We start from the raw sequence: 11,577 nt of genomic DNA on the forward strand, positions 1-11,577 counted from the left end.
GGAGGCGTCCTGGAGGGCGCGCCGAGCCGTCCGTCCGCGGCGTTGACGCGGGGAAGCGCCGGGCGGAGTATGGGAGCGCTCCCACGGTCGTCGGGGCCGGGGAGTCCCCCCACCACGGAGACGAGAACCGATGAGACCTCCGCGCTTCCTGCCACACCGCCGCAGGCGGCTGACCGCCCTGCTCGCCGCCACCGCGGGCGCCGCCCTCGCCTGCGCGCTCACCCTGCTGCCCGCCCCGCGGCCACCGCCGGCTCCCCGACCGCGGGAGCCGGCGCCCAAGCGGCCGCGGCCGCCGCCGACGTGACCGGCAACGCCACCCACTTCGACGGTCTCGGCCAGCCCTACGGCGGCTGCGGGCTGCCGCAGGCCCAGCTCGACAGCCAGGACTTCGTCGCCCTGAACGTCTTCAACACCCCCGGCGACTACACGGCGTACCCCAGGCCCGTACCGGCCGCGCAGAGCGGCATCATCGGTGCCTGGGACAACGGCCTCAACTGCGGCCGCTACGTACAGGTCACCATCGGCGACTACTGCACCGGCACCAACGACGGCGCCCCCGGACAGCCGTTCTGCCGCGGCGGCCAGTGGGTCTCCGACGACTACGACGGCGCCACGCTGACCATGGTCGTCGCCGACAGCTGCGCGGACGCCAACGCGTGGTGCCGCGACGACCCGAACCACCTCGACCTCGACACCGCGTCCCTGGGCCGCTTCGCCAAGAGCGGCACGACCGTCCAGGGGCTGGCCGACCACTGGAACAACCGCCACATCTCCTGGCACTACGTGGCCGCGCCCTCCTACACCGGCGACATCAGGATCGGCTTCCTCCAGGGCGCCCAGCGCTACTGGGCCGCGGTCTCCCTCTCGCACCTGCCCAACGGCGTCCACGGGGTGCAGTACCTTTCCGGGGGCACCTGGCAGGACGCCGTGATGAACAGCGACATGGGCGAGTCCTACATCCTCAAACCCACCACCGACGGCGGCACCGACTTCAGCATCCGCGTCAAGGACGCCTCCGACGCCTACGTGTTCGGCGGGCGCGTCTACGACTTCTCACTGCCGGCGGCCTGTTCGAGCACCTGCTCGGCCGCCTACACGGGCGTCGACTACACCACGGAGGGCGGCACGGGCTCGCCCACCACGCCTCCGACCACTCCGCCCACCACTCCGCCCACCACGCCTCCGACGACGCCTCCCACGACGGCCCCGCCCACCACGCCTCCGACGACCCCGCCGACCACGCCGCCGTCCGCCGGCAAGAGCTGCGCCGCGTCGGCGCAGGTGACCAACTCCTGGCCGGGCGGCCTCCAGGCGACCGTCACCGTCACCAACACCGGTACCGCCGCCACCGCCGGCTGGACCGCGGCGACGGTGCTGCCCGGCGGCACCTCCCTGGCCACGGCGTGGAACGCCGTGGCGAGCACCTCGGCCTCGCCCGCGACCTTCGCCAACGCGGCCTGGAACGGCGTGCTGTCGCCCGGCGCCACCACGACGTTCGGGCTGACGCTCAACGGTTCCGCCACGAGCCTCGGCGCCCTCACCTGCCGTGCCACGTAAGGCCCTTGGCCGTCCGGGCCGGAGGTGAACCCCTGCGGCCCGGACGGCCTGCCGTGCCGGGTGCCGCGCACCCGCCGGAAGCCTCCGGCGGGTGCGCGGGCCGCGGTTCAGCAGCCGATGGGGGAGGAGCCGACGGCCACGTCGTCGAACCACAGGGTGTCGTCGCCGGTGCTGTAGCTCTCCCAGCCCAGCCGCAGTGCGGTCGGGCGCGGCGGCGTGGTGGAGCTCAGCCACTGCTGGTCGACGTCCTGCGTCGGCACGCCGTCCACGTGCAGGCCGGGGACCTGCGTGTCGCCCAGCCAGGTGTCCAGGGCGGGCTTGGTGGTGTCGACGGCGAACCGCAGGCACTGCCAACTACCCGTCGGCAGCGGCGTGCTGAGCGCCACACCGGCGGGGCTCTGGGCGGGCAAGGTGGCGTCGTCGCTCTCCCGGTTCCACTGGAGGGCGCCGTTCTGGCCGCCGATCCGCAGCGCCTTGCCGCCCTGCGAGGAGTCCGGCATCGACACGAAGGCGACGTGCCCCGACGGCAGGGCGGTGGTGTGCCGCACCCACAGCCGCACGTACATCACCGGGCCGACGGCCGACAGGTTCGCCGTACTGGCCAGGAACGCGTGGTTGCAGTAGCCGGCCTTGCCGTCCACCCGGACGGAACGGGTGCCGCTGTGCGCCACGGAGGTGTCGACGGAGACGGTCCCGGTGCCCGAGCAGTCCGGCGCGGCCACCGTCCAGCCGCCCGAGGGGGTCGTGCCCGTCTGGTCCTCGAAGCCCGAGCAGACCACCGCCCCGGAGCAGCCGGCGGGCGGCGTCGTCGGAGGAGTCGTCGGTGGCGTGGTCGGCGGGGTCGTGGGGGGAGTGGTCGGCGGCGTGGTGGGGGTGTGGTGGGCGGGGTGGTGGACGTCTGGCCGGTGCAGGCGGCGCCGTTGAGGGTGAAGGCCGTCGGCGCCGGGTCGGCGGCGGACCAGGTGCCCTGCACGCCGAAGTCCACCGAACCGCCGGTCGCCAGGCTCGCGTTGTAGCTCTCGTTGACCGCCGTGACGGCCGTGCCGCTCTGGGTGACCTGGGCGTTCCAGGCCGACGTCACGTGCTGGTCGCCGCCGTACGTCCATCCGATGGTCCAACTCCCGAGCGGATCGCCGAGGTTGGTCACGTGGATGCTGGCGGTGAAGCCGCCGGTCCACTCGTTGGCGGTGTAGGCGGCCTGGCAGCCGGCGGTGGCGCCGCTCGCGGGCAGGGCGGTCAGTGCCGGGACCGCCCCGGCGGCCACCAGCGCGGCCGCGACCAGCGGCCTCAGCCACCGGTGCCGGACGGCGCGTCGCAGGAAGGTGCGCACGGGTGCTCCTCCGTTCGTGGGGGGAAGTGTGGGAGCGCTCCCACATATAGAAGCGGGCCCGTGCCGTGTCAATGCGCCCACCGGCCACACCTGCCGCGCCCCGCGAGGGCGGTGGCCGTGCGCCCCCGTGCGGCGTGCGAGCCGTCGTCGGCGCCTGCCGCGAGGGCGGCAGATGGGCCGACATGTCCTCGCGAGGGCAGGGCGGTTGCTGTCAGCGCGCCGCGCCGCCGGGGGCGGGGCGGGCCCGGTCCCAGACCTCGCTGCCGCGGAAGTACGTGTCGTACAGCTCCTGGACGTCCAGCAGGGACTGCGGCGGCTGCCTGCCGTAGGCGACGCGCTCCAGGTGGCGGAAGTACGCGAAGCGCTCCACGCCCGGTGTGATGACGATGAGGATGTCGGCGTCGTGGCCGGGTGCCGCCGCGAAGGCATGGGCCAGGCCGGGCGGGACGACGACCAGGTCGCCGCGTTCGGCGGTGACGACCTGCTCGCCCGACAGGAGTTGGGCGGTGCCGTCGATCAGGTAGAACAACTCGGCCGAGCCGGCGTGGTGGTGCGGTTCGGCGCCGTCCGCGCCGTCCAGGAGGGTGACCCGCTGGGTGGAGAGCGCGCCGCCGGTGGCGCTGCTGTCGGCGAGCAGCCGGACCGTCGTCGGGGCACGGCCGACGACCTCGGCGTCGGCGGAGCGGACGATCACGGACTCGGTGAAGTCGGGGAGCACCAGCGACATACGGCGTACCTGCTTCCTCGGACCGGGCGACGCGCACAGGCGGTGCGGGCGGGTGGGAGCATGCAACCACGGGACGGGCCCGCCGGCCCCCGCCCGTTCCGGGGACTCGCGCGATCAGGCCGCGGCCGCCGGCCGTTCCGGGGCATCGTCCGGGCGGTGGGGTTCCCACACCTGGCCCCCGCCCGTTCCGGGGACTCGCGCGATCAGGCCGCGGCCGCCGGCCGTTCCGGGGCATCGTCCGGGCGGTGGGGTTCCCACACCCGGCCCCGCCCGGTCCGGGGACTCGCGCGATCAGGCCGCGGCCACGGCGCCCGGGACGCCGCTCCCGTCACCCGGGGCGCCGCGTCCAAGGGGCCGAGGAACCGCGCAGCGGGACCAGCACCGCCGCCACGGCCGCCATCAGCCCGGCCGCCACCCGCAGCGGCACGTCCGCCACGCCGTGGCGGATCAGGACCGTCCCCAGCAGGGCCCCGGCGAAGAGGGCCACCGGTCCGGCCAGCCGCCGCGCCAGGCGCGGGTCCCGTCCCCCGGCCAGCCGCGAGTCCGCCGCCAGGCCGGTCAGCGTGGACGTCAGCACCGTGGTGCGCAGGTCCGGCACGGCCAGCCCGGCCACCACCGCGTTCTGCAGCCCCATCGCCACCGCCAGCAGCACCACCAGGGCCGCCCGCGCACCGCCCGACGGGGGCAGCCGCACCGCCTCGGCCACGCCCAGCGCCGCCACCGCGAGGACGGCCTGCGCCACCTGACCCCACAGCAGCAACCGTGCCCGGTGCCGCGCCACCAGCACCCCCAGCCGCCCGCCGAGCACCGCACCCAGCCCGAAGCCGCCGAGCGCCAGCAGCGAGGCCGCCACCGAGAACCCCTTCGCGCCGGCCAGCGAGAACGCCAGGAAGATGACGTTGCCTGTCATGTTCGAGACGAAGACGTGGCCGAGCGCCAGATAGCTGAACGCGTCCACCAGCCCCGCCACCAGCGTCAGCACCAGCAGCAGCGGGGGCAGCGGGCCGTGCCGCCCGCGCACCCCGAGCAGCGCGCCCACACCGGGCCGGTGCGGCGACCCTGTCACGGCGGCCCCTTTTCCGTAGCCGTGCGGACCGTGGCGCGGCGCCGGACCGGCCACTGGCAGGCGTACCCCGGCGCCGCCCGGGAAAGGCGGTTCGCGCGGAGACAGCGAGGTTAACCCACAGCGGTGGCCGGGCCGCTCAGCCGGAACCGGCCGCCGCGCGTGTCCTCGCGCCCGATGCTTCACTGACCGGCAGGAGGTGATCTTCCATGGCGACGTCCGCCCCGGACTCCGCCCCCACCCCGCATCCCCGACCCGGCCCGCCCGACGACGGACCGACCGTCACCACGGACGTGCCCGCCCGCCTCGACCGGCTGCCCTGGTCGCGCTGGCACTGGATGATCGTGATCGGACTGGGCACCGTCTGGATCCTGGACGGCCTCGAAGTCACCATCGTCGGCAACATCGCCGGCCGGCTGTCCGAGCCCGGCTCCGGACTGTCCATCAGCTCCTCGCAGATCACCGGCCTGGCCGCGGCCCTGTACGTCACCGGCGCGTGCGTCGGCGCGCTCTTCTTCGGCTGGCTCACCGACCGCTTCGGCCGCAAGAAGCTCTTCATGGTCACCCTGGCCGTCTACCTCAGCGCCACCGCCATGACCGCGCTGTCCTTCGCGCCCTGGTGGTTCTTCACCTTTCGCTTCCTCACCGGCTTCGGCATCGGCGGCGAGTACGCGGCCATCAACTCCGCCATCGACGAGCTCATCCCGTCGAAGTACCGGGGCCGGGTCGACCTCATCATCAACGGCACCTACTGGCTGGGCGCCGTCGGCGGCTCGCTGCTGTCCATCGTCGCCCTGAACACCGGGATCTTCCCCAAGGACCTCGGCTGGCGGCTGACCTTCGCGCTCGGCGTCGTCCTCGGCCTGGTCATCCTCCTGGTGCGCCGGCACGTCCCGGAGAGCCCCCGCTGGCAGTTCATCCACGGCCAGGGCGACGAGGCGAGCAGGCTGGTCGACGACGTCGAACGCCGGGTGGAGGCGGAGAAGGGCACCCGCCTGCCGCGCGCGGAGCGCGAGATCACCATCCACCAGCGAAAGAGCGTCGGCTTCGGCACCATCGCCAGGACGGTCCTCCTGGTCTACCCGCGCCGTGCGACGCTGGGCCTGTCGCTGTTCATCGGGCAGGCGTTCCTTTACAACGCGATTACCTTCGGCTTCGGCACCATCCTGATCACGTTCTTCCACGTCGGCACGGGCAGCACCGGCTACTACTTCGCCGTCATCGCCGCCGGCAACCTCCTCGGCCCGCTGGTGCTCGGCCGCCTCTTCGACACCGTCGGCCGCCGGGTGATGATCACCTCCACCTACCTGCTCTCCGGCATCCTGCTGTTCGTCACCGCCTGGCTCTTCGACCGCGGTTCGCTTTCGGCCACCACGCTGACCGCCTGGTGGTGCGTGGCGCTCTTCTTCGCCTCGGCGGGCGCCAGCAGCGCCTACCTGACGGTGTCGGAGATCTTCCCGATGGAGACCCGGGCGATGGCGATCGCCTTCTTCTACGCCGTCGGTACGGCGGCCGGCGGTATCACCGGCCCGCTGGTCTTCTCCGACCTCACCTCCTCGGGGAAGGTCGGCGACACCGTGCTGGCCTTCTGCATCGGCGCCGCGCTGATGTGTGCGGGCGGTATCGTGGCCGCCTTCCTGGCCGTCGACGCGGAGCAGAGGTCGCTGGAGGACATCGCCAGGCCGCTGTCGCAGGCGGACGCGCCCGACGGGGCCTCCGCCGAGCCGCCCTCGGCTGCCACGGAACGCGGCTGACCCCCCGTCCGCCGGCTCGGGGAACGGGTGAACGCCGGCCTGAACGCGGTGAACACCGGCCCGTTCGCCGGTCCGTCCGCGGTCTGTCCGCCGGTCTGTCCGCCGGTCCGTCCGCCGGCCCGTCCGGTGGTCCGGAACGCGGTGAACACCGGCCCGGGGGAGCCCTGGACGCCGCCGGGGACCGCCGTGCGGACGACGCCGTCCCGCCCCGGGGAACGTACGGCCGCCATGGACCGTCTACAGTCATGTAGACAATGGCAGGCCCGCGCCGCCCCCGGACGGCCGCGCGGGCCCGGTGGCGGCGCCGTGGGGCGCCGGAAGGGTGGCGGTGCGGTGGAGCACACGGGTTACGACGCTGCGGGGCCGGCGGGCCGGGAGGGCCTGGCGGACCCCGGCGGCCGCGCGGCCGGGCGGTCCCGCCGGCAGGCGGGGCGCGGCCGCCGCGCCGCGCCGGCCCTGTCCAAGGTACCCGAGGCCACGGTCCTGTTCTGGATCGCCAAGGTGCTCACCACCGGCATGGGCGAGACCCTGTCCGACTTCCTCGCCCGGGTGCTCAGCCCCGTCGGGGCCGGCGTGATCGGGCTGGGCGGCCTGGTGCTGCTGCTCAGGGCGCAGGTGCGCGCGCCGCGCTACAACGCGTGGCTCTACTGGGGCACCGTGGCCATGGTCAGCGTCTTCGGCACCATGGCCGCCGACGTCGTGCACGTGGTCGCGGGGGTGCCGTACCTGGTCTCCGCCTCCGTCTTCGCGGCCGGCCTGGTGTGGGTCCTGACAGCCTGGTACCGCTCGGAGGGCACGCTGTCGATCCACAGCATCCGCACGCCCCGCCGGGAGCGCTACTACTGGACGACGGTCCTGGTGACCTTCGCGCTGGGCACGGCGGTCGGCGACCTGACGGCGGGCACGTTCGGGCTCGGCTACCTGCCCTCCGGGGTGATGTTCGCCGTCCTCATCGCGGTGCCGGCCGTGGGCGCGCTGCTGGGGCTCAACCGGGTGGCCGCGTTCTGGACCGCCTACGTGCTCACCCGGCCGCTCGGGGCGTCGTTCGCCGACTGGGCGGGCGCGTCCACCCACCACCACGGCCTGGGCTGGGGCACCGGACCGGTCAGCCTGGTGCTGATCCTCGCCATCGCCGGGGTGGTCGGCCTGCTGGCCGTACGGCAGCGCGCGGACGCGCTGTACGCCGCCACCGCGACCGGCCCGGCCGGCGGCGAGGGCGGTGCCGACGGCCCGGCGGACCCGAGCGCGGCCGGCGCCGCCGAGGGCCGGGCGCGCCACGCCGCCCCGGAGCCGCCGGCCTGACCCGCCGGCCGCCTGACCGGCCGGCCGCCTGACCGGCCGGCGCACCGCCCGGCGCACCGGCCGGGCGGGCGCGGCCGAGAGTGCTCACCCCCGGGACGGGGCAGGGCGCTGCGGGCCCGGGTCGGTCGTGCAGCCGCCTTTGCGGCAGTTCACGTCGGGGCAGGACATCGCGGATCACCTCCTCTGGGCCGAGGTCGTCGGGCGTCGCGCGGCGCGGTGCCGTCGCGTGGGGTGTCGTCGGGTGCGGGATGTCGTCGGGCACGGGGTCGGCCGGGTCAGGGGGCCTTGTCGGCCAGGTCGCCGGGCAGGCAGTCCAGCAGCAGCTTGTCGACCCGCCGGCCGCGCCACAGCGCGGCCTGCCGCAGCCGTCCCGCGGTGCGGAAGCCCGCCTTCAGGTAGGCGTTGACGGCGGCGGTGTGCGGGGCCAGGACCTCCAGCCACACCGCGCTGAGCGAGGCGATACCGAAGGCCCACTCCAGGGTCAGGGCCGTGGCCTCGGCCGCGTAGCCGCGGCCGCGGTGCTCCGGCGCGATCACCAGCGTGAACTCGGCGCTGTTGACGGACTGGTCGACGTTGAGGGCGGTGGTGCCCACCGGCACCCCGTCGGCGGTGACCAGCTCGAACAGCTGGTAGTGGTCGGTCGTGTGGGAACTGAGGAAGCGGGCCTGGAACACCTCCCAGGACACCGGCCAGCGGGCACCGAACCCGACCACGGTCGCCGGGTCGGTCTCCCACCGGTGGTAGTCCTGCATCATCTCTTCCCTCGCCAGCGCCAGGGCCAACCGCTCGCCGGCGTGCAATGGCACCGGGGCGGGGGAGTGCGGGATGGTCGTCACGGTCGGTCTCTCCTAGGTGTGCCCGGAACCGGGCAGGGGCAGCCGTCTATAAATCGTCATTCCGCCGCCGGCCGCCCCGCACCGGAACGGCCGTATTGGCCCGTACCGGGTGGTGAGGGGTTGACAGACCCGATACCCCATCCGCCACGCCCGCCGCGTCCGCCCCAATCCGGCGGTGCCGTGGCAGGGGCCGTCGCGCCGCGCCGACCGGCGGTCACCCGCCGCTTCTGGCCGGATCGGCGTCAACCGGGAAGGCGTCCACGGCGTCCGCCCCCATCCTGCGCCCCGGCGGCGCGCGGCGAAACCGGGGCGCTCCGGCGGGGTAGGCGGGGCCCGGCCGGGGAAGGCAAAGGAGCACGGTTGCCTTGCCACCGCTGGAGGTCTGGATGAAGGTCGGGCTGCTGACCCGGGAGTACCCGCCGGAGGTCTACGGGGGCGCGGGCGTCCACGTCGAGTTCCTCGCCCGGGAGCTGCGCGGCCTGCTCGACGTCGAAGTGCACTGCTGGGGCGAGGGCGACGGCCCCGGCGTGGTGCGGCACGGCCCGCCGCCCGACCTCGGCACCGCCAACGACGCGCTGCGCACCTTCGGCGTCGACCTGCGGATGGCCGCCGCCCTCCAGGGCCGCGACCTGCTGCACTCCCACACCTGGTACGCCAACCTCGCCGGGCACCTGGGCAAGCTGCTCTACGGCGTGCCGCACGTGCTGACCGCCCACTCCCTGGAGCCGCTGCGGCCGTGGAAGGCCGAGCAGCTCGGCGGCGGCTACGCGCTGTCCGGCTGGGCCGAGCGCACCGCCATGGAGTCCGCCGACGCGGTCGTGGCCGTCTCCGACGGCATGCGCGAGGACATCCTGGGCTGCTACCCCGCCCTCGACCCGGACCGGGTGCACGTCATCCGGAACGGCATCGACACCGGCACCTACCGCCCCGACCCGCGCACCGACGCCCTCGCCCGCGTCGGGATCGACCCGGGCCGCCCCTACGTGCTGTTCGTCGGCCGGATCACCCGCCAGAAGGGCGTCCCGCACCTGCTGCGCGCCGCGCGCTTCGTGGACCCCGACGCGCAGCTGGTGCTCTGCGCCGGCGCCCCCGACACGCCCGCCCTGGACCGGGAGTTCCGCGCGCTGTTCGACGAACTCAGCGCCGTACGGGACGGGGTGCACTGGATACCGGCGATGCTGCCGCGCCCGGCGGTCATCCAACTCCTCACCCACGCCGCCGTGTTCGTGTGCCCGTCGGTCTACGAGCCGCTGGGCATCGTCAACCTGGAGGCGATGGCGTGCGGGACGGCCGTCGTCGCCTCCTCGGTCGGCGGTATCCCCGAGGTCGTCGAGGACGGCGTCACGGGCCTGCTCGTCCCCTACCGCGAGGGCGCGGAGGAGGAGTTCGAGGCCGGGCTGGCCGAGGCCCTGGACCGGGTGCTGGGCGACCCGCGGGCGGCCGGGCGGATGGGCGAGGCCGGACGGCTGCGGGCGGCGGCCGAGTTCGGCTGGGACGCCGCCGCGCGCCGCACCGCCGCGCTCTACGAGAGCCTGCTCGCCCCCGGCGGCGCGAGCTGAACAGCCCGGGCGCGCCCGGCCCGTACCCGCATCCGGGTCCGTGCCCGTCCCTGTACCTGTACCTGTACCCGCTCAGTGTCCGCTCCGTATCCGACCCACCTGGTCGCTCGCCGTTCCACAGCACACACACCACCCGTCCAGCGGGTCCGCCCGGTGCGGGCCGGACAACCAACAAGGGGGAGCCATATGCGCGGTGGCGGACCATCGGTCCTGGGCATAGTGCTGGCCGGCGGCGCGGGCAAGCGGCTGATGCCGCTCACCGCGGACCGCGCCAAACCCGCTGTGACCTTCGGCGGCACCTACCGGCTGGTCGACTTCGTCCTGTCCAACCTCGTCAACGGCGGCATCCTGCGCGTCTGCGTGCTCACCCAGTACAAGTCGCACAGCCTCGACCGCCACATCACCACCACCTGGCGGATGTCCAGCCTGCTGGGCAACTACGTCACGCCGGTGCCCGCCCAGCAGCGGCTCGGGCCGCGCTGGTTCCTCGGCAGCGCCGACGCCATCCTCCAGTCCCTCAACCTCGTCCACGACGAACAGCCCGACTACATCGCGGTCTTCGGCGCCGACCACGTCTACCGCATGGACCCGCGGCAGATGCTCGAAGCGCACCTCGACAGCGGCGCCGGAGCCACCGTCGCCGCGCTGAAGGTGCCGCGTACCCAGGCCGCCGGCTTCGGGATCATCACCCCGGCCGCCGACGGCACCGCGATCGGCCGCTTCCTGGAGAAGCCCGCCGACCCGCCCGCCCTGCCCGCCGACCCCGAGCACGTGTACGCGTCCATGGGCAACTACCTCTTCACCACCAAGGCGCTCCTGGAAGCCCTCCGTGACGACGCCGCCGACCCCGAGTCCGTCCACGACATGGGCGGCAGCATCCTGCCCCGGCTCACCGCCCGCGGCGAGGCGCGGCTGTACGACTTCGACGACAACCACGTTCCCGGCGAGACCGCCCGGGACCACGGCTACTGGCGCGACGTCGGCACCCTGGACACCTACTACGAGGCCCATATGGACCTGGTCTCGGACACGCCCGCGTTCAGCCTCTACAACCGGGCCTGGCCCATCCACACCAACCCCGGCTCGCTGCCGCCCGCGAAGATCGCCGCCGGCGGGATCGTCGGCGAGTCCGTGCTCAGCCCCGGCTGCGTCATCCGGGGCCAGGTCACCCGCTCGGTGCTGTCGCCCGGCACGATCGTGGACGCCGGGGCCGTCGTGCAGGGCTCGATCCTGCACGACAACGTCCGCGTCGGGCGCGGCGCGGTGGTGCGCGGCGCGGTGCTGGACAAGAACGTCGACGTGCCGCCAGGAGCGACCATCGGCGTCAACCCCGACCGCGACCGCGAGCTCTACGCCGTCTCCCCGGCCGGCGTCATCGCCCTCGGCAAGAACCAGCGCGTCCGCTGACCGCCGGGCGCGGGGGCACCGTCGGCGGGCGGCGGGGCGGCC

General features: G+C 74.4%; 10 protein-coding genes and 1 pseudogene. 6 read left to right on the top strand and 5 right to left on the bottom strand.

Annotated elements, in window-relative coordinates:
• The first annotated feature begins 300 nt into the window (after nt 1–300).
• Entirely contained in the window at nt 301–1,557 is a 1,257-nt protein-coding gene (locus BS72_RS11075) for a cellulose binding domain-containing protein (RefSeq protein ID WP_051950933.1), read from the top strand.
• A gap of 107 nt (nt 1,558–1,664) precedes the next feature.
• On the opposite strand, the gene BS72_RS39840 is transcribed toward BS72_RS11075, so the two are convergent.
• Nucleotides 1,665–2,336 (bottom strand): hypothetical protein, encoded by a 672-nt coding sequence (locus tag BS72_RS39840; RefSeq protein ID WP_407638957.1) that lies wholly within the window; start codon nt 2,334–2,336, stop codon nt 1,665–1,667.
• A 108-nt stretch (nt 2,337–2,444) separates the two neighbouring features.
• Here BS72_RS39840 and BS72_RS39845 point away from each other — a divergent pair, with 108 nt between their 5' ends.
• Nucleotides 2,445–2,573, top strand: a complete 129-nt coding sequence (locus BS72_RS39845) for a hypothetical protein (RefSeq protein ID WP_407638958.1) — start codon at nt 2,445–2,447, stop codon at nt 2,571–2,573.
• Here BS72_RS39845 and BS72_RS39850 read toward each other — a convergent pair.
• From BS72_RS39850 to BS72_RS11090, 3 genes and pseudogenes are all read right to left on the bottom strand, one after another.
• Nucleotides 2,525–2,977, bottom strand: a pseudogene (locus tag BS72_RS39850) (cellulose binding domain-containing protein); the annotation flags it as partial. The gene BS72_RS39845 and the pseudogene BS72_RS39850 sit on opposite strands and share 49 nt — an antisense overlap.
• Nucleotides 2,978–3,098: 121 nt before the next feature.
• The gene (locus tag BS72_RS11085) at nt 3,099–3,614 is read right to left on the bottom strand and encodes a cupin domain-containing protein (protein WP_037909037.1); all 516 of its coding nucleotides are present in this window, start codon (nt 3,612–3,614) and stop codon (nt 3,099–3,101) included.
• Nucleotides 3,615–3,942: 328 nt separating this feature from the next.
• Nucleotides 3,943–4,680: a YoaK family protein gene (locus BS72_RS11090; protein ID WP_051950934.1), complete on the bottom strand. Its 738-nt coding sequence runs from the start codon at nt 4,678–4,680 to the stop codon at nt 3,943–3,945.
• A gap of 206 nt (nt 4,681–4,886) precedes the next feature.
• Here BS72_RS11090 and BS72_RS11095 point away from each other — a divergent pair, with 206 nt between their 5' ends.
• On the top strand, nt 4,887–6,431 hold the full coding sequence (locus tag BS72_RS11095; protein WP_037909040.1) for an MFS transporter: 1,545 nt from the start codon (nt 4,887–4,889) through the stop codon (nt 6,429–6,431).
• A 333-nt stretch (nt 6,432–6,764) separates the two neighbouring features.
• Nucleotides 6,765–7,733, top strand: a complete 969-nt coding sequence (locus BS72_RS11100; RefSeq protein WP_063836025.1) for a COG4705 family protein — start codon at nt 6,765–6,767, stop codon at nt 7,731–7,733.
• Nucleotides 7,734–8,008: 275 nt separating this feature from the next.
• Here BS72_RS11100 and BS72_RS11105 read toward each other — a convergent pair whose 3' ends face one another.
• Nucleotides 8,009–8,569, bottom strand: a complete 561-nt coding sequence (locus BS72_RS11105) for a GNAT family N-acetyltransferase (protein WP_232792326.1) — start codon at nt 8,567–8,569, stop codon at nt 8,009–8,011.
• A 386-nt stretch (nt 8,570–8,955) separates the two neighbouring features.
• On the opposite strand from BS72_RS11105, the gene glgA reads away from it, so the two are divergent.
• Nucleotides 8,956–10,128, top strand: a complete 1,173-nt coding sequence (gene glgA, locus BS72_RS11110) for a glycogen synthase (RefSeq protein ID WP_037910086.1) — start codon at nt 8,956–8,958, stop codon at nt 10,126–10,128.
• A gap of 186 nt (nt 10,129–10,314) precedes the next feature.
• A complete protein-coding gene (locus tag BS72_RS11115; protein WP_037909042.1) occupies nt 10,315–11,535 on the top strand; it encodes a glucose-1-phosphate adenylyltransferase in 1,221 nt (406 codons plus the stop codon).
• Nucleotides 11,536–11,577: the final 42 nt, after the last annotated feature.

Origin of the sequence: Actinacidiphila yeochonensis CN732 (genome assembly GCF_000745345.1) — a bacterium.
In the GTDB taxonomy this organism is placed as follows: Bacteria; Actinomycetota; Actinomycetes; order Streptomycetales; family Streptomycetaceae; genus Actinacidiphila; species Actinacidiphila yeochonensis.

Bases quoted from the DNA above. Each gene is read 5' to 3' on its own strand.
- BS72_RS11085 (WP_037909037.1), bottom strand. From the start codon at position 3,614: ATGTCGCTGGTGCTCCCCGACTTCACCGAGTCCGTGATCGTCCGCTCC.
- BS72_RS11095 (WP_037909040.1), top strand. From the start codon at position 4,887: ATGGCGACGTCCGCCCCGGACTCCGCCCCCACCCCGCATCCCCGACCC.
- glgA (WP_037910086.1), top strand. From the start codon at position 8,956: ATGAAGGTCGGGCTGCTGACCCGGGAGTACCCGCCGGAGGTCTACGGG.
- BS72_RS11115 (WP_037909042.1), top strand. From the start codon at position 10,315: ATGCGCGGTGGCGGACCATCGGTCCTGGGCATAGTGCTGGCCGGCGGC.